Origin of the sequence: Viridibacillus sp. NPDC096237 (genome assembly GCF_050278625.1) — a bacterium.
In the GTDB taxonomy this organism is placed as follows: domain Bacteria; phylum Bacillota; class Bacilli; order Bacillales_A; family Planococcaceae; genus Viridibacillus.
Map to the genome: position 1 here is coordinate 391500 of NZ_JBNNTI010000001.1, position 18781 is coordinate 410280.

Below are 18781 nucleotides of genomic sequence, written 5' to 3' on the forward strand. Positions count from 1 at the left end.
GCTCCTTTATCCTACTAGAACAGGTTCTTCTTGTTCTAATTTTACAGATACTAGTTTTGATACACCCGATTCTTGCATCGTAATACCATACAATACATCCGCACCTTCCATCGTACCTTTGCGATGCGTAATTACGATGAATTGTGTTTCTTGGCTAAACTTTTTCAAATACTGACTATAGCGAGTAACATTCGATTCATCAAGAGCAGCTTCTACTTCATCTAGTATACAGAATGGTACAGGACGAGTTTTTAAAATAGAAAAGAGTAGCGCAATTGCAGTTAAAGCACGTTCTCCACCTGATAGTAAACTCAGACTTTGCAACTTCTTACCAGGTGGCTGTGCAACAATTTCAATTCCTGTTTCAAGCAAGTCGTCAGGATCAACTAGTTGTAAATCTGCATGCCCACCTCCGAATAATTCTCGGAAAACAATTTGGAAGTGTTCACGGATTTTCAAGAATGTCTCACTAAAGCGTGCTGACATTTCTTCATCCATTTCACGAATCGCCTCATGTAACGTTTCCTTCGCTTCCATAAGATCTGTTCTTTGATCTGTTAAAAAAGTATGTCGTTCTGAAACGGTTTCGAATTCCTCTATAGCATTTAAGTTAACGGGACCAAGTTCTATAATAGATTGCTTTAATAATTTTACTTTTCTTCTGGATATCTCAACATCTATATCTTCATTTACTCCCCGTATAGCTTCGTCTAAAGAAAGCTCATAATCTTCAGCTAACTGATTTAACAAAGCTTGCTTCGAAAACTCAAGTTGAGAAAGTTTTACATCATAATTGCGCAAGCCATCTAATAAGCCTTTATGCACTCGTTGCAATTCCTTCAGTTCCACTTCACAGCTATCCAAAGTAACTTGTAGCTGAGTTCTTTCTTCCTTGCTTACAGCAATGGTCGTAATTAGGTCAGTCTTTTTAAGCTGCCAAGTAGTAATACTTGTTGTTATTTCTTCATCAGATGGTCCATTTTGACTTTCGTCATTCGTTAACCATTTGATTTCTTGACTGATATTATTGACTTCCAGTTTCGCCTTGTCATATTGCACTGTTACTTCTTCGGAAGCTTGTTTTAATTGCGATACTTGTTCTTGAATTACGGCAAGCTCTGAACGTTTCTCTGCATATTGTTCTTTCAATGCATCTTGAGCTGTTTCACTTTGTACTTTAAGTCTGTTTAATTGTTCTATTGTAGTATTAATCTCAGCTAGTTCTTCTGTTAATTCTTGTAAACGCTTCTTAGCAGAAATTTGATTTTCTTGTAGGTTTGAAGAACGGTCAGTAGCATCTTCTTGTTCAGTAGCCACTAAAGTAACACGTAGAGCAAGTCGTTTTGTCGTTGCTTCTAATTCACGGAAATGCCCACTAAGTTCAAACTCTTCATCACGTAATACTTCACCTTGCTTACGTAAGTCTTCAAGCATTACCGTTCTAGCAGAAACAGAGTTTTTTTGCTCAGCAACAACTTTTTCAGCTTGTTCGATTGTAGTTTGCATTTGCTCAAGCTGGCTAGTTAGATCTTCAAGTTCTGCTTTACGACTAAATAACGATGTTTGTTGTTTAGTAGAACCACCTGTAAGTGAACCGCCGGCATTTACTATATCACCATCTAAAGTTACGACGCGATATCGATAATTACATGATTTAGCGATTTGTGTTGCACTTTGTAAATCCTTTGCAACTAATACATTACCTAATAAGTTTTCTGCAATTGTTTTGAATGCCGGGTCAAATGTCGCTAATTCATCTGCTGTATTAATAAACGAAGGATGTGTTGCAGCGGCTCCAAGCGCATCCCGAGATATTTTACGGGACTTCATAACATTTTTCGGTAAAAACGTTGCGCGGCCAGCTCGTTTTTCTTTTAGCCAAGCAATTGCTTTTTGAGCATCCTGTTGTGTCTCGGTTACAATATGTTGCGAAGTTGCACCTAATGCTGTTTCAAGTGCTTTTGTATATTCACCACTTACTTGAATAAGCTCGGCAACCGCTCCGTGAATTCCAGATAGCTTTTTGTTTTCTCTGGCAATTAAAATTTCTTTTACACCTTGGAAAAACCCTGAGAAGTCTGCCTCAAGTTCCGCTAACGTTTCTTTACGTGACTTTAATTGCTGTAAATGTTGATAACCTTTAAAAAGCATATCTTGTTTACTTTCAAATTGTTTCGTCGCACTCGCTAGTTCTAATTGACAAGCTGAATAAGCAGCCAGTTTTTCTTCCAGCTGTTTCTTCACAACGTTTAATTTACTTTCAATTACCTGCTGTTCTTTCGTTAACTGAGCTAATTCTTCAGCCATTTCTGAAGATTGGTTAGTAATTTTGAACGAAGCTTGTTCTTGTTGCTCCAGCTGTTGTGTAATATTTTTATATTCATTTTTAACCGACGCTTCCTCATTGAGGCGATCAATATATGTGTTCTTCCAATTTTCGATATCTTTTTCAATGTCCGTTGAAGAACGATTTAAGTTATCTTCAAGCTGTTTTACACTTTTTTTTAATAATTGGAATGTGCTTTGTCTTAATTTTAATTGTTCTTGTTTATCTACTTGTTGTACACGCCACTCTCGCTCCGCGATTTGAGCTTTTTCAAGTGATTGCTGTAATTTTTCTAATTGAGCACTAGCATTATGGCGTTTTTCAGCCATCAATACTTTACGGCCTTCCCATCGCTCTACTTCAGAACTTGCTTCAACAAGTTGGTGTTGGGCTTGATCTAACAAATCATCTAGCTTAGTAATTTGTTTTCGAATAGAAGCTACTTGCGCCTCTTTACTCTCCATATTGTGTATATGCTCTTGCTCAGTTACAGTAAATTGCTTTTTATCCTCTATGATTGTTTCAAGTGCTTGTTGCAACACACGTAAATCATGGACGATAACCGCTATGTCAATGTCTTTTAATTCTTTGGACATCTTTAAATAATCTGTTGCAGCAGACGCTTGTATTTTTAAAGGTTCAATACGATTGTCTAACTCATGCAATATATCATGCACTCGATGCAAGTTATCCTCTGTTTCGAATAATTTATGCTCAGCTTTTTTCTTACGTTGCTTATATTTTAATACTCCAGCAGCTTCTTCGAAAATAGAGCGTCTATCATCCGGACGACTGTTTAAAATTTCATCTACTCGACCTTGTGAAATAATCGAGAAAGCTTCTTTTCCTAGACCTGAGTCTAAGAACAAATCCGTTATATCTTTTAATCTACATTGTTGTTTGTTTAATAGATATTCGCTATCGCCCGACCGGTATACTCGACGAGTGACATTTACTTCGTTATACGGGATTGGTAATCGTTCATCCTCGTTGTCTAATACCAATGATACTTCTGCAAAGTTAAGCGGTTTGCGCGAGTCACTTCCAGCAAAAATGACATCTTCCATTTTTGCACCACGAAGAGATTTTGCGGATTGTTCCCCGAGTACCCATCGAATTGCATCCGTTACGTTACTTTTCCCACTGCCATTTGGACCAACGACAGCAGTAACTCCAGGCACAAAATCAATACCAATACGATCGGCGAAAGATTTAAAACCAATCACTTCAAGCCGTTTAAGAAACAAAATTATACCTCCTGATTGTCAGCTGACTGTTTTTGCAATTTAATCATTGCGCTTTGAGCAGCTCTTTGTTCAGCTTCTTTCTTCGATTTTCCATGACCAACGCCTAATTCGCGTTCATCCAATAAAACATGTGATACGAATGTGCGGTTATGTGCTGGTCCGTTTTCATTAATAATCTCATATTGAAGCGCACCAGAATTGGCTTGTTGCACCATTTCTTGTAGCTGACTTTTGAAATCCATCACATGCGAAAAAGCACCGATTTCTACTTTTGGATAAACGACACGTTCTAAAAATCCAACGACTGTTTCTAATCCTTGGTCTAAATATAGTGCACCAACAAATGCTTCAAAACAGTCTGCAAGAAGAGCAGGTCTTTCTCGGCCACCTGTTAATTCTTCACCTTTTCCTAGTAAAACGTATTTCCCGAAATTTAATTCATTTGCAAAAATAACTAGTGATGGTTCACAAACGATTGCTGCACGCAATTTTGTCAGTTCACCTTCGCTCATTTTCGGGAATTTAAGGAAAAGAAATTTAGAGACAGATAGTTCTAACACTGCATCTCCTAAAAACTCTAGTCGTTCGTTATCTTCAAATAGTTTACGACGATGCTCATTCACATATGATGAATGCGTAAATGCATTGTAAAGTAAACTTGCATTTTCAAAATGCAATCCTAAATTATTTAATAACTCCTCAAATTGGAGGCGTGCTTTCTCTGAAATTGCACCATTTTTGTGTGAGAGTCCCTTTTTTTTCATCATCGTCATCAACCTTCTTATTTTCCTTTTGATACTCCTGTTTAGTTTACCTTTTTCTACAACAATGTGCAAAAGCAAAAAGAGACACTTCCTTCAAAAATATGAAAGAAGTGCCCCTAGCAATGTATAATTAGCCAATTTTGCTTTCGATGAATGATACCGCGTTACCAACAGTTGCAATTTTCTCTGCATCCTCGTCGTCAATTTGCATATCAAATTCTTCTTCAAGTTCCATAACTAGTTCTACTACATCTAGTGAATCCGCACCTAAATCATCACGGAAAGAAGCTTCTAATTTCACTTCGCTCTCGTCGACACCTAAACGGTCAACAACAACTTTAGTTACACGTTCTATAACAGTTGCCAAATCTGTCACCTCCCCTCAATGATTATACATAAAAAGCCCGTTTGTTCATAGATATAAATTACATAACCATTCCACCATCTACATGGATTGTTTGTCCTGTAATATAACTTGCATCATCCGACGCTAAAAATAGTACAACTTTTGCAACGTCTTTTGGATCCCCTAGTTTCGCTAATGGAATTTGTCCAAGCATTTGATCTTTTACTTCAGTTGGCAGTTCATCTGTCATTTCTGTCGCAATAAAACCAGGTGCTACAGCATTAACATAAATATTACGTGCTGCTAATTCTTTTGCAGATGTTTTTGTTAAACCAATAACACCTGCTTTTGCTGCAACATAGTTCGCTTGACCAGCATTACCAGAAACACCAACAATTGATGCAACATTAATAATGCGACCTGCACGTTGCTTCATCATTTGACGTGAGACAGCCTTCGTACATAAGAATACACCTTTTAGGTTAGTATTCATCACGTCATCCCAGTCCTGTTCTTTCATACGCATTAATAAATTATCGCGTGTTATCCCAGCATTATTTACGAGAATATCTAATGAACCAAATGTCTCTGTTGCAACTTTCATTAAAGCTGTTACTTCGTCAGCATCAGCCACATTTGCCTGTACAGCAATTGCTTCTCCACCATTTTCAGTAATTTCTGCTACTACTTCTTCAGCTTTTGATTGGCTTCCACTGTAGTTGACAACAACTCGTGCACCTTGTTCTGCTAATGTTAATGCAATTGCACGACCTATTCCTCTTGAAGCACCTGTTACAACAGCTGTTTTACCCTCTAGCTTCTTCATGAGCCCACTCCTTCGACGCTTCTACAACCTGTTCAAACGTTACTTCATCATATACACAATACGTTTTCACTTGACGGTCTACTTTTTTTACAAGTCCGCTTAATACTTTTCCAGGACCACATTCGATAAATACGTCCACACCTAAGTCGATCATTTTTCGAATAGAATCTTCCCACAATACAGGTGAGTATAATTGTTCAACTAATAGTTGTTGAATTTCAGTTTGTTTTGTCACAGGTTTAGCCGTAACATTTGAGATTACTGGTATTTCAGCATCTTTCATTTCTTTTCGTTGTAAATTTTCCTGCAACTTGCTAGCCGCTGGACGCATTAATTCCGAATGGAAAGGTCCACTTACAACTAAAGGAAGAGCACGTTTTGCACCTGCTTCCTTCGCCTTCACACTTGCCTCATCTACCCCAGCCTTTGTACCAGAAATAACAATTTGCCCTGGGCAATTTAAGTTGGCAAGCTGTACAACTTCTCCTGATGCCGTAACTTCATCCGTCACAGCCTTCAGCGCATCGCGATCTAAGCCTAAAATAGCAGCCATAGCGCCTTTACCTGCTGGTACCGCTTCGTTCATGAACATTCCTCGACTATGTACGGCTTGTACGCCATCCTCGAATGACATTACACCAGATGCCACTAGTGCTGTATATTCACCTAAGCTATGTCCTGCTGTGTAATCTGGTGTAATCCCTGCTCTTGTTAGTTTATCTACTATCATAGCACTTGTCGTTAACAATGCAGGCTGGGCGTTGTATGTCAACGTCAGATCTTCGGCCGGTCCTTCGAGCATTAACTTTGATAATGAATAACCTAATAATTCATCTGCCTTGTTATAGTAGGCTTTGCATGCTGGTTGCTCAGCTACAAATTCTGCCCCCATACCAACTGATTGTGAACCTTGTCCTGGAAAGATAAAAGCGATTTTCGTCATGATTAGTTCTCCTTTGAAATTGTAGAATCAATCGTTGCACATACGTTGTGTTTAACCATAATATTTGCTTGGCGAATAGCACTTGCAAAAGCATTGGCATTTGATGAACCGTGCGCTTTTACTACTGGTGCTTTCAAACCGAATAACGCGGCTCCACCATACTCTGTGTAGTCCATTTTTGTTTTAATTTCTTTTAAATTACTTTTCATCATTAACGCAGCAACTTTAGTTTTACCAGAAGCCATAAATGCTTCTTTTAGCATAGAAAAGATGCTACCAGCTGTACCTTCGATTGTCTTTAACACCATATTACCCGTAAATCCGTCAGTGACGACAACGTCTGCGGCACTATTTAATAATTCACGCGCTTCTACATTACCGATAAAGTTAATTGGTGCTTCTTGTAATAAACCAAAAGCCTCTTTCGTAAGCTCGTTCCCTTTTTTATCTTCAGTACCAATATTCAATAATCCGACAGTTGGATTTGGAATATCACGTACTTGTTGTGCATAAATACTAGCCATAATTGCAAATTGAGCTAAGTTTTCAGGTTTTGCATCGGCATTCGAGCCAAGATCTAGCATATCAAACCCTTTACCATCTAAAGTTGGCAAAGTTGTTGATAATGCAGGCCGATCAATACCTTTAATACGACCAACTACAAATAATCCAGCAGCCATTAAAGCACCTGTATTCCCTGCTGATACGCAAGCATCTGCTTCACCATTTTTTACTGCCTCCGCCATCTTAACCATTGAAGCATCTTTTTTACGGCGTACTGCACGAACTGGTTCGTCGTCACCTTCAATTACTTCTTCACAGTTAACTACAGTTAAGCGTGCATGACCTTTTAAGAAAGGTTGCATCGCCTGTTGTTGACCATATAATTGGATTTCGATATCTGCAGAAGCTTCTAACGCTTTATATACGCCTTCGATAATGGCTTGTGGTGCATTGTCTCCACCCATGCCGTCTATTGCGATTCTCATTTATTTTTCACCTTTTTCTTTCGTACGGTACATTTCGAACTTCCCAGCGAAAACAACTTCGTTTTCAACAGTAGAGGTTAATTCGATAAATGTTCGACTTTTGCTGTCATCCTTGCCTGTGACAAGTGCTTTTGAAATTACTCTGTCACCTGCTCGCACTGGTTTTACAAAGTGGATTTCTGAATGCACAGTAAGGGCTAAATCATCATCAATCACTGCTACTGCAAGTGAGTTTGCTTGGGCAAACAGATGATGCCCCCTTGCAATGCCATTACGCTGGAAGACATGCTCTTCTTTTACGTCAAAAATGGAAAGGGCTCTTTCATCTAATTCGATATCTATTATGTCACCAATCACTTCATCAATTGGTAAAGATTTTACATCATTTTCAAAATTATGAGCAGCCACGCCTTTAATTCGTTCTCGTAATTCCGGTATCGATAATTCCATTCGATCTAACCGAATCGTTTGTACGCTCACATTAAATTGACTAGCTAGCTGTTCATCGGTGACGAATGGATTATCGATTATTGTTTGCTGCAATAATTTTTGTCGTTCTTTTTTAGAGTACTTCATTTTTTTCGCCACCTTTCAAAAATTAGCACTTGGTACTAACATCAGTATATAAATTAAAAAAAGAGAATGCAAGAGTTGTTTTTAACTCTTTTTAGCATTCTCTCCTTTTTCAACATAAAAAATTCATATCAATCGATACGATCGCCATTTAATACACCAGACTCCGCTAACATAATACGTAGCTGTTCACAGTCATCTGCTTGCCAAAATTCTTCAGTTGATAGGAGCTTCTCTGCGTCTTGTCTCGCTACTTCTAACGCTCGGTAATCATGTACGAGATCGGCCATTTTAAATTCAGGCAGACCACTTTGTTTTTTACCAAAGAAATCACCTGGGCCACGTAATTCTAAATCTTTTTCCGCCAAACGGAAACCGTCATTTGTTTCCGTCATTGAAATCATTCGCTCTTTGCCATCTTCGGACTTCGGATCTGCTAATAACACGCAATAGGATTGATATTCTCCTCGACCAACACGACCTCGAAGTTGATGAAGCTGAGCTAAACCAAAACGTTCTGCATCATAGACTATCATGAATGTTGCATTCGGTACGTTCACACCAACTTCTACAACTGTTGTTGACACTAGAACGTGCAACTTTCCTTCACTAAATTCTCGCATTACCGCATCTTTTTCCTCTGCCGGTAAACGCCCATGCATAAGTCCGACTTTATATTTCTCGCGGAATAATGTTGTCAGTTGCGTGTATACATCAACTGCATTTTGCACATCTAGCTTATCTGATTCTTCAATTAAGGGGCAGATAACATATGCTTGGCGCCCCATAGCCAGTTCTTTAGTCATCTGAGACAACACTTGATTAAATTGTTCTTTTTTAGCCCAATTTGTCTGAATTTCTTTTCGCCCTGCAGGTAATTCGTCAATTATCGATACATCCATTTCACCGAACGCAGTAATCGACAAAGTCCGAGGAATCGGTGTTGCTGTCATAAAGAGCACATCCGGACTTTCTCCTTTATCACGTAAAATACGACGTTGTTCTACACCGAATCGATGTTGTTCATCGGTAATTACTAGGCCAAGCTTATAAAATTCTACATCAGGCTGAATTAAGGCGTGTGTTCCAATTAAAATATCAATATCACCATTTTTTAATTGTTCCAAAAGTATTCGACGAGCCTTTGTTTTCGTTGAGCCAGATAGAAGCGCCACTTCCACTCCTAATGGTCTCAGCCATTCATCGAGTGACTCTCCGTGTTGCTCTGCTAAAATTTCTGTTGGAGCCATTAGAGCACCTTGGAAACCCGCTGTCACAGCAGCGTATAATGCAATGGCCGCTACAACTGTTTTCCCAGAACCAACATCCCCTTGTAACAGGCGATTCATGCGATGAGGCTCTAATAAATCTCGACATATTTCGTTGACAACACGTTTTTGCGCATTCGTTAATTCATATGGTAAAGTTTGAAAGAATTCTTTTAGTTTCTCCAAATCATAGTGAATTGATAAACCGTGCTCTTGTTCTTTACGAATTTTACGTAGTGCTTGTATTCGTAATTGAAACTGCAACAGCTCCTCATATACAAATCGCCTTCTCGCTTGCTTAGAATGGTTTGCATCTACAGGAAAATGTACTCCTTCCAACGCTTCTGCAATAGGTAATAATTTATAGGCTGCACGTAAACGATTTGGCAAAGTTTCTACAATTTCTGACGTCGCTTCATCTAGTACTTGACGCATATAATTACGGAATTTTTTTTGATGCATACCGCTCTTCAAACTATAAACTGGCTCAAAGTCAGCATGATCTACTTTCGGACCAAATGTAATTTGGGTGCCGTTAATGACTTGGCGACCGCGGTCCCATTTCCCTGTTACTGTTGCAATAGAACCAGGTATCATTTTATTTTTTAAGTATAATTGGTTGAAGAAAACGACCTTTATTAAATGACGCCCTACAAGCATTTGCACTTGTAGGCGCGATTTGTTTTTGCCTAAAAAAAGGGCAGCTGGTTCACTTTCAATACGCCCTTCAACCGTAACACGTTCATTATGTGGTGTTTCTGCTAAATCCTTTAATCGAAAATCTTCATGTCGATAAGGAAAGGTCCATAGCAAGTCATTGAAAGTCTCAATACCCATACTATGAAGCGCTTCTCCCATTCCTTTTCCGACACCTTTTAAATTCGTAACAGGCTGGAGCAAAAGATCATTCACTTTGCAGCACTGCCCCTCCGAAGATTTTAGCCTCCAATGCTCTTCCTGTTGGAGTAGCTGCTAGGCCACCTTGTCCAGTTTCTCTTAGTGCAGAAGGCATAGTACGACCAATACGGTACATAGCATCAATGACTTCATCCGTTGGAATTCGACTTGTTACACCAGCTAATGCCATATCAGCAGCAACAATTGCATTAGCTGCCCCCATAGCATTACGTTTAACGCAAGGTACTTCTACCAATCCTGCTACAGGATCACAAACAAGTCCAAGCATATTTTTTAATGAAATTGAAAAAGCATGCGCACTTTGTTGAGGAGTTCCTCCTGCCATTTCAACGATTGCAGCTGCAGCCATTGCGGCAGCAGAACCTACTTCTGCCTGACATCCACCTGCTGCACCTGAGATGGATGCATTATTTGCTACGACAAAACCGAATGCCCCTGAAGTAAATAAATAACGAATCATTTGGTCCTTCGTAGGATTCAATTTATTTTTTACAGCGAAAAGTGTACCTGGCACAACTCCTGCAGAGCCTGCTGTAGGTGTTGCACAAATAGTACCCATCGCTGCATTCACTTCGTTCGTTGCAACTGCTTTACTAACAGCATCTAATAAAAGATCCCCCGCTAAAGATTTTCCTGTTGCAATGTATTTCTGAAGTAAAACTGCATCTCCTCCAGTTAATCCCGTTACAGAATGCACACCTTTTAGACCGCGTTCAACAGCTTCTTCCATGACAGTTAAGTTGCGTGTCATTTGAGTCATAATTTCTTCACGTGTACGTTCAGTTATTATCATCTCTTGCTCTATCATAATTTCTGAAATTTGCTTGTTTTCGCTCTCAGATAATGCTACTAATTCTCTAACATTATGAAATAATACTTCCATTTTTCTACCTCCTAGTTTTTAATGCGCGTTACTTTAGTAATATTCGGTAGAGTTGACATTTCATCTAAAATGGATTTGTCGATATTCTGGTCAACTTCAATAACCATTAATGCCATATTGCCACGTTCTTTTCGTGAAACCTCCATATGACCAATATTAATGTTATAACCTGCTAAACAGTTTGCAACTGCTGCTATACAGCCTGCTCGGTCATCATGCACAACAAGAATTGCCGGCATCCCCCCAGATAACCTAAGTGGGAAGCCATTTAATTCTATAATTTCAATGCTTCCTCCACCAATTGAAATACCTACCATCGACATTTCTGTTTCGTCGTCTCCAATTACTAGACGAGCTGTATTTGGGTGTTCTGTATGCGCAGTTTCTGGAATAAACTCAAACGTTAAGTTAGCTTTTTCAGCATCTGCAAAAGCTGTTTTAATACGTTCATCAAAGGTATCGTAGTCTAGTAGACCTCCGATAATTGCAACATCTGTCCCATGCCCTTTATAAGTCTCTGCAAAAGAGCCATATAGGTGTATTTTCGCCCATTTTGGTTGGCGGCCAAACAAATCACGTGCCACGCGACCAATTCGTGCAGCACCGGCCGTATGTGACGAAGACGGCCCAATCATAACCGGGCCGATAATATCGAATACCGATGTATATTTCATAAAAATTTGCCCCCTTGCATAGTCGTTGTTAGTCGTATCACCATTCTACATGATAATTTAAGTCCGTACCAAGTATTTGATACAGCGCAAAAAAGTAGCACACTTTAATAGCGCGCTACTTTTGCATAATTCTTCAAATAAAAAACTCAAACTTTATAAGAAACGTCTCGAAATATATTATTCAACAGAAATAATAAATGGATATAATGGTTGTTTACCATTATAAACTTCCACTTCTACATCTGGATAGTTTTCTTCGATAAAACTTGTAAATGTATCAACTGCTGCTTTATCAGCATCTTGTCCATAAAGAACTGTTACAATTTCCGAATCCTCATCAATCATTGATCGAATTAAAGTCTCCGAAGCTGATGCAAGTGAAGTTGTTGCTTCTACAATTTTACCTTCAGAAATAGCCATAAAGTCGTCTTTATGGATTTCAACACCATCAATTGAAGTATCGCGAACGGCAAATGTTACTTGACCTGTTTTCACATGAGCAAATGCTGATGTCATATTCGATTTATTCTCTTCTATTGAAACATCAGGATTAAATGCAAGAACTGCTGCCATTCCTTGAGGAACTGATTTTGTAGGTACGACTGCAGCTTCAATATCTAATACTTCAGCTGCCTGTTCTGCTGCCATTACGATGTTTTTATTATTCGGTAAAATTAGTACGCGTTCTGCACCTACTGCTTTAATGGCATTAACAATGTCTTCTGTTGATGGATTCATTGTTTGTCCACCTTCGATAACATAAGAAGCGCCAACACTCTCTAGAAGCTCAGCAACACCAGAACCCATTGCTACTGTAACGATTGCATATGGATGTTTTTTCTGTGCTTTTTTAGCCGTTTCATTAGTATGCCCTTCACCAACGATATCTGTATGTTGCTGACGCATATTGTCGACTTTCACTTTTATCAAGCTACCAAATTGGTGTCCGTAAGCAATTACTTCACCTGGTTGTTCCGAGTGAATGTGAATTTTCACGACTTCATCATCTGAAATAACTAGCAAAGAGTCTCCATAATGACTTAAATCTTCTCGAAATTTCGCTTCATCAAAAGGTTTACTGCCTAATTTCTCGTCTTCGAAACGAACCATGAATTCAGTACAGTAACCGTACACAATTTCTGATGTATCCATGAAGTCTTGTACTTTATGATGTTCAGCATTTACTAAATCGTCCATTGAAGAAGCTACAGTTTTTTCTGGAAGCGCTTCACCTTTAAGTGATGCCACAAAGCCTTCATAAACATATACTAAGCCTTGACCACCACTATCTACTACTCCAACTTCTTTTAGTACAGGTAGTAATTCAGGTGTGTTAGCTAGTGATGCTTTAGCAGATTTAACTAACTCGTCCATCAAAACGATAATATCTTGTTCTGTCTTGGCTACTTCCACTGCATGTGCTGCAGCTTCTCTTGCAACTGTTAAAATAGTACCTTCTACAGGTTTCATAACCGCTTTATAAGCGGTATCAACGCCGTATTGGAATGCTTGCGCGAATTGGATGGCATCGACTGTAGCTTCTTTTTCGATCGCTTTACCAAAGCCACGGAATAATTGTGATAGGATAACACCTGAGTTACCACGTGCTCCCATTAATAATCCTTTTGATAAGGCTTGGGCTGTTTTACCGATATGTTCAACAGCATTTGCTTCAGTTTCCTTTGCACCTGATGTCATCGATAAATTCATATTTGTACCTGTATCACCGTCTGGCACAGGGAATACGTTTAAAGAATCCACATAATCTGCATTTTGGAATAGGTGATGTGATCCCATTTGCACCATTTCGGCAAATTTAATCCCGTCTAATGACTTCATTTGAATGAGTTCCTCCTCTTACACGTTCGCTACGCGAACACCTTGCACATAGATATTGACTGATTTCACTGCCATTCCGAGTGTTTTATCTAGTGTATATTTTACTTTTGATTGGACTTGGTATGCTACTTCTGAGATTTTAGTGCCGTAGCTAACGATTACATACATATCAATATGTAAATCTTCGCCCTGTTGGCGTACAAGAACACCTTTTGCAAAATTCTCTTTGCGTAAAATGTCTGTTAGTCCATCACGAATTTGGTGTTTACTTGCCATACCTACAATGCCGTAACATTCAATAGCAGCTCCACCAGCCATTTGTGCGACAACATCATTAGAAATATCAATGTTTCCGAATTCGTTTTTAAATTCAACTGACATAAAAATGCCTCCTGACTCCATTTTGACTAACTCTTATTGTACTATACAAAATTCGATTATAAAAGAAAACCTATATATTCGTCTAGTATAGACTGTAAAGGTTTTTTTCTTGAAAGTCTATCGAAATCAGTTGCAATGCATAAAAGTGTATGTTAAATTATTAAAGTATGTGAAATACCGAACTGAAATTATAATCTTTCAGCTTCTTTTTGTGAGGAGGGAATATAAAAATGCCAAAAAAATGCGTAATTACTGGACGTAGAACTCGTTCCGGCAACGCTCGTTCCCACGCAATGAACGCTAACAAGCGTACATGGGGTGCAAACCTACAAAAGGTCCGTATTCTAGTTGACGGTAAACCGAAACGTGTATGGGTTTCTGCACGAGCTTTGAAATCAGGAAAAGTTGAGCGCGTATAATGCACTCATAATAAATGCCAGGTTGACTTATCGTCACCCTGGCATTTTTTCTTTTTTCTTTCGCTGTTTAGCTGTTGCAGTTGATGATGATTCTTTTTGAAATGCTTGTAAACAAACCCTCGCAAACCCACTGACGAATTTAGGCAATTGGAACGTGTATACTTTCAACTCTCCACTCCTCGCTTAGTCATCTATACTTCTTATCATTAAGCATATGCCTGCTGTGAATGAAATAGACGCAATTCCGTCAGATATTTCATTACTTGTAAAACGAGAGGTTCCTACTTCAATTACTTCATTGGTGGTTTCATATAAAACACCGCGCAACGTCATATTCTCTACAGGGCCTTTGAAAGCAAAAAAGGACATATATTTATAATGATCATCCTGTACCATTGTATGTTCACCAGGGAGTAAAAATTGTAGTTCATTTGAACGATTTACTATTTTTATATGTAGTTGTGGATGCGCTAATTGTAATTGGTATACTGTGTGCAAATTTGCCTCGTAATGATCTAAACGACCACCCGTTACCCCAGTAATATACACTGTAATTGGCTCTAATGATAGCGCTTTAATAATTGCGAGTTCAGTATCTGTCTCATTCTTTTCTGGTGAGTAACGTTCTATATAAGGCACTCGCTCGGAAATTTCTTGCCACTCTTCTTTGGTTATCGAATCAAAATCACCAACAGCTATATCTGGAACAATTCCCCTATGCAATAAATACATCGTACCATGGTCAGTACCAATAAAAATAGCATCAGAAAAAGAGTGCAAGAAATCGTTGGACACGATTTCTTGCTCAGGGCCTCCAGCGCAAATCACAACAGTTTTCATTGTATTGCTTGTTCTCCCGCTAATTGAATCTCTTGCAACGCTTTTGAACGGTCGTCTTTACCATATATTGCTGAGCCAGCTACAAATATTGTTGCTCCTGCTTTTGCACAAGGAACGATTGTTTCTGCGTTAATACCACCATCGATCTCAATTTCAACATTCAAGCCTTTTTCTTTAATAATTATTGAAAGTTGTTCAATTTTAGGCACTACCGAATGGATGAATTTTTGTCCACCAAAGCCTGGATTTACTGTCATGAATAGTACCATATCAATATCTTCTAAAACATGTTGAATTGATTCGATAGGTGTATGAGGATTTAAGACAACACCTGGTTTCACGCCATATGAACGAATCAATTGAATAGTACGATGTAAATGACGACATGCTTCTACATGCACTGTAATATAGTCTGCACCGGCTTTTGCAAAGTCTTCAATATATTGGTCTGGATTTTCAATCATTAAATGTACATCAAGCGGTAGATCTGTAACCGGACGTAGCGCTTCCACTACGATCGGGCCCATTGTAATATTCGGTACGAAATGTCCGTCCATAACATCAATATGAATCAATTTAGCTCCTGCTGCTTCAACTTCTTTTACTTCATCAGCTAATTTTGAAAAGTTAGCGGCTAATATAGATGGTGCGATTTGAATCATCATTAGTACCTCGGCTTCCTATCAATTATTTCTTGCAAAAATTGCAAGTAATGGTCATAGCGATATCGCATAATTTCTTCATTTTCTACAGCAGCTTTCACAGCACATTTGGGTTCTTTTAAATGCAAGCAACCACGGAATTTACAATCTTCCGATAAACGCTGTAATTCCGGGAAACAAGAAGTTAACTCTTCTTTTTCAAGTGTATCGAAATCAAAAGAACTAAATCCTGGTGTATCAGCGATTAAACCTCCAGCAAGAGGGATTAGCTCAACATGTCTTGTCGTATGCTTTCCTCGCCCTAGTGCTTCTGATATAACCCCTGTTTTTAATTCTAATGATGGCATAATTGTATTTAATAAAGTAGACTTCCCAACACCTGATTGTCCTGCTAATACAGTTGTTTTACTTTCCAATACCTGTTGAATTTTCACCATTATTTCCGGATCACTTTTAAAGGTTTGAATCACTTCATAACCTATTTCTTCATAATCTTTTATATACTGTTGAATTACATCATTTTCTTCTGAAGTTAATAAATCCGTTTTTGTTAAGCAAATAATCGGGTGGATATGGAAAGATTCTAAAGCCACTAAAAATTTATCTAACAAAATTGTATTAAACGCTGGCTCCTTCGCTGAGAAGACAAGTATAGCTTGGTCAATATTGGCCACTGGTGGGCGTACAAGCTCGTTATGACGCTCATGAACAGCTGTAATTGTACCATCATTATCTCCTTCAACCACAAAGTCCACAAAGTCACCAACAAGTGGTGAAATACCTCTATTTCGGAATACACCACGACCGCGACATTGAATTTGTTCACCATCTGAGTGAACATAATAAAATCCGCTTAACGCTTTTCGGATCTGACCTTTCGCCATGCGATTCCTCCTTATTGCGATTTCTTCATTTTTTGTAATTGTTCATAAGTTATAGTTTTATCTATAATTATTTTATCATCACGGACAACGCGATAAATTGCTTTTTGCCCTTCTTCAATTTCTAATTGAAGTCGCATTTTCTTTGATTCAGAAATTTTAAACTGATGTTCAACATCAGCAATTGAGTTCTTATGATCTTGGATGTAAATTTTTACTTCTTGCTCCACGCCCTCTTCTTCAGGTTCGTATGGAATATCAATTGTAGGAATGTATACTTGAACATGTTTTTCTCGCGGTCCTTTTGAAATAACTACATTAATTGTAGAGCCGATACTAGCCATATTACCTGCTTGAGGAGTTTGAGAGATAACTTGTCCTTTTGAAACAGTTTCCGAGTAATCCTCTTTTGCAATATGAACGTTAAAACCAGAGGATTTTGCATAATTATTTAAAGAAGCTTGATCATATCCTAGTAAATTTGAAACTTGCGACTGCTCTAGACCCTCACTTACAGTAAAAACAATAACTGTGTCAGCAGGTACAACAGAATCACCTGCCTCAGGTGTCTGGTCTATAATAGTGCCAGGTGCTTGATCAGAGTGCTTTGTTTTTATTTGGATGTCCTCTTTAAATTTATACTTGGATAGTAACTTTTTTACTAGTTCTATGTCACGACCTTTATAATCAATCAATGTTATTTTTTTCTGTCCCAAACTTATCATGATATCAATTTCAGAACCTTTTTTCAGCTCTTTTCCAGCAGCAGGATTCGTTGAAATAACATGTCCTTCTTTAATTTCATCAGAAGATTCTTCGGTTTGTCTTCCTACCTCAAAACCTTTCTCTTCAAGTAAATCAATAACTTTCGCTACCTCTTGTCCAGCAACATCCGGAACTTCCACTTTCTTTTCTTGGAATAAATTAGGGAATAAGAATAGGGCTAATATAAACAATAAAAGGAAAGTAATTATACCGCTTACAAGTAGCAGTAATTTGCTTTTCTTCGATTTCTTTTTATTGCTCTTTTTTTCTTTCTTTTTATTATCTTTTACCACTGGCATTGCCTTTGTTTTTTCTATGTCCGCATTTTGAATCATTTGCGACTTTGTAATGGCTGGCATTGCTTTTGTCTCATCGTGGTCAACTGGAGGCATAAATTTAGATTCCTGACTTCGATTTTCTTCAAGAACTGTCGATAAATCTTCTTGAAGTTCTTCAACAGTAGAATAGCGGTGAGTCGGGTCTTTTGCAGTTGCCTTAAACACGACATTTTCTAAGCTTTGTGGGATAGAGGGTACAATAGCTCTAACAGATGGCGTTTCAGATTGTAGATGCTTAAGTGCAATCGAAACGGCTGATTCACCCAAAAACGGTAACTTGCCTGTTAATAATTCATATAGCACAATTCCCAAGGCATAAATATCCGATTTCTTTGTCGCTGTTCCTCCACGTGCTTGCTCAGGTGACAAATAGTGAACTGTGCCTAAAACCGAATTCGTCTGTGTAAAAGACGTGGCTGTTAACGCAATAGCGATACCAAAATCTGTAATTTTCACATTACCTTTTTGATCCATTAAAATATTTTGAGGCTTAATATCACGATGAACAATTTGATTTTGGTGAGCATGTGCAATAGCTGACGTTAATTGCTCCATTATCATGACACACTTCATTGGTGATAATGGTGCAAATTCTTGTATGTATTGCTTTAAAGTTTTGCCTTCAACGTATTCCATTACTAAATAATGCATATCACCATCTTCACCAACATCATAAATACTCACAATATTAGGGTGTGTAAGACTTGTGGCAGATAGCGCTTCCCTTTGGAAACGTCGATGAAGCTCCTCCTCATCAGAAAAGCTATATCGTAGCACTTTAATTGCTACATCTCTATCTAAAATCATATCATGTGCAAGATAAACATTGGACATACCGCCGCCGCCAATCCATTCAAGAACTTTATAACGGCCACTTAATCTTTTTCCAACAAGCATTC

General features: G+C 38.4%; 18 protein-coding genes. 1 reads left to right on the top strand and 17 read right to left on the bottom strand.

Going from position 1 to position 18781, the window contains the following annotated elements:
- Positions 1 to 6 precede the first annotated feature (6 nt).
- The 12 genes from smc to ACQKMD_RS02100 all read right to left on the bottom strand — a co-directional run bounded on the left by smc (position 7) and on the right by ACQKMD_RS02100 (position 13977).
- Entirely contained in the window at positions 7 to 3573 is a 3567-nt protein-coding gene (gene smc / locus ACQKMD_RS02045; protein WP_427748997.1) for a chromosome segregation protein SMC, read from the bottom strand.
- Positions 3574 to 3575: 2 nt separating this feature from the next.
- Positions 3576 to 4337, bottom strand: a complete 762-nt coding sequence (gene rnc / locus ACQKMD_RS02050) for a ribonuclease III (RefSeq protein ID WP_427749309.1) — start codon at positions 4335 to 4337, stop codon at positions 3576 to 3578.
- A gap of 130 nt (positions 4338 to 4467) precedes the next feature.
- Positions 4468 to 4704, bottom strand: a complete 237-nt coding sequence (locus ACQKMD_RS02055; protein WP_038183995.1) for an acyl carrier protein — start codon at positions 4702 to 4704, stop codon at positions 4468 to 4470.
- 58 nt (positions 4705 to 4762) lie between these two features.
- A complete protein-coding gene (gene fabG / locus ACQKMD_RS02060; RefSeq protein ID WP_427748998.1) occupies positions 4763 to 5509 on the bottom strand; it encodes a 3-oxoacyl-[acyl-carrier-protein] reductase in 747 nt (248 codons plus the stop codon).
- Complete coding sequence (fabD, locus tag ACQKMD_RS02065; protein WP_427749000.1) at positions 5490 to 6452, bottom strand: ACP S-malonyltransferase; 963 nt, start codon at positions 6450 to 6452, stop codon at positions 5490 to 5492. Before fabD ends, fabG begins: the two co-directional genes overlap by 20 nt.
- Positions 6453 to 6454: 2 nt before the next feature.
- Positions 6455 to 7441, bottom strand: a complete 987-nt coding sequence (gene plsX / locus ACQKMD_RS02070) for a phosphate acyltransferase PlsX (protein WP_427749002.1) — start codon at positions 7439 to 7441, stop codon at positions 6455 to 6457.
- On the bottom strand, positions 7442 to 8017 hold the full coding sequence (gene fapR, locus ACQKMD_RS02075; protein WP_427749004.1) for a transcription factor FapR: 576 nt from the start codon (positions 8015 to 8017) through the stop codon (positions 7442 to 7444).
- 128 nt (positions 8018 to 8145) lie between these two features.
- Positions 8146 to 10194 carry an ATP-dependent DNA helicase RecG gene (gene recG / locus ACQKMD_RS02080; protein ID WP_427749006.1) on the bottom strand — a complete coding sequence of 683 codons (2049 nt, stop codon included), beginning with the start codon at positions 10192 to 10194 and terminating at the stop codon, positions 8146 to 8148.
- Positions 10187 to 11083, bottom strand: a complete 897-nt coding sequence (gene sdaAA, locus ACQKMD_RS02085; protein WP_427749008.1) for an L-serine ammonia-lyase, iron-sulfur-dependent, subunit alpha — start codon at positions 11081 to 11083, stop codon at positions 10187 to 10189. Before sdaAA ends, recG begins: the two co-directional genes overlap by 8 nt.
- 11 nt (positions 11084 to 11094) lie before the next feature.
- Positions 11095 to 11757 carry an L-serine ammonia-lyase, iron-sulfur-dependent subunit beta gene (sdaAB, locus tag ACQKMD_RS02090; protein ID WP_427749009.1) on the bottom strand — a complete coding sequence of 221 codons (663 nt, stop codon included), beginning with the start codon at positions 11755 to 11757 and terminating at the stop codon, positions 11095 to 11097.
- A gap of 177 nt (positions 11758 to 11934) precedes the next feature.
- Positions 11935 to 13596: a DAK2 domain-containing protein gene (locus ACQKMD_RS02095; protein ID WP_427749011.1), complete on the bottom strand. Its 1662-nt coding sequence runs from the start codon at positions 13594 to 13596 to the stop codon at positions 11935 to 11937.
- An 18-nt stretch (positions 13597 to 13614) separates the two neighbouring features.
- Positions 13615 to 13977, bottom strand: coding sequence for an Asp23/Gls24 family envelope stress response protein (locus tag ACQKMD_RS02100; RefSeq protein WP_427749013.1), 363 nt, complete (start codon positions 13975 to 13977; stop codon positions 13615 to 13617).
- Positions 13978 to 14207: 230 nt separating this feature from the next.
- Here ACQKMD_RS02100 and rpmB point away from each other — a divergent pair, with 230 nt between their 5' ends.
- Positions 14208 to 14396 (top strand): 50S ribosomal protein L28, encoded by a 189-nt coding sequence (gene rpmB, locus ACQKMD_RS02105; RefSeq protein WP_038183978.1) that lies wholly within the window; start codon positions 14208 to 14210, stop codon positions 14394 to 14396.
- Between the two features lie 33 nt (positions 14397 to 14429).
- Here rpmB and spoVM read toward each other — a convergent pair whose 3' ends face one another.
- Genes spoVM through pknB form a run of 5 tightly spaced genes read right to left on the bottom strand, consistent with a single transcriptional unit; the run spans position 14430 to position 18779 of the window.
- Entirely contained in the window at positions 14430 to 14564 is a 135-nt protein-coding gene (gene spoVM, locus ACQKMD_RS02110) for a stage V sporulation protein SpoVM (protein WP_427749015.1), read from the bottom strand.
- Positions 14565 to 14579: 15 nt separating this feature from the next.
- Positions 14580 to 15236 (bottom strand): thiamine diphosphokinase, encoded by a 657-nt coding sequence (locus ACQKMD_RS02115; RefSeq protein WP_427749017.1) that lies wholly within the window; start codon positions 15234 to 15236, stop codon positions 14580 to 14582.
- Positions 15233 to 15898: a ribulose-phosphate 3-epimerase gene (rpe, locus tag ACQKMD_RS02120; protein WP_427749310.1), complete on the bottom strand. Its 666-nt coding sequence runs from the start codon at positions 15896 to 15898 to the stop codon at positions 15233 to 15235. The genes ACQKMD_RS02115 and rpe overlap by 4 nt, the downstream gene beginning before the upstream one ends.
- Before the next feature lie 2 nt (positions 15899 to 15900).
- Positions 15901 to 16782, bottom strand: coding sequence for a ribosome small subunit-dependent GTPase A (rsgA, locus tag ACQKMD_RS02125; protein WP_427749019.1), 882 nt, complete (start codon positions 16780 to 16782; stop codon positions 15901 to 15903).
- Between the two features lie 11 nt (positions 16783 to 16793).
- Positions 16794 to 18779, bottom strand: coding sequence for a Stk1 family PASTA domain-containing Ser/Thr kinase (pknB, locus tag ACQKMD_RS02130; RefSeq protein WP_427749021.1), 1986 nt, complete (start codon positions 18777 to 18779; stop codon positions 16794 to 16796).
- Positions 18780 to 18781 lie beyond the last annotated feature (2 nt).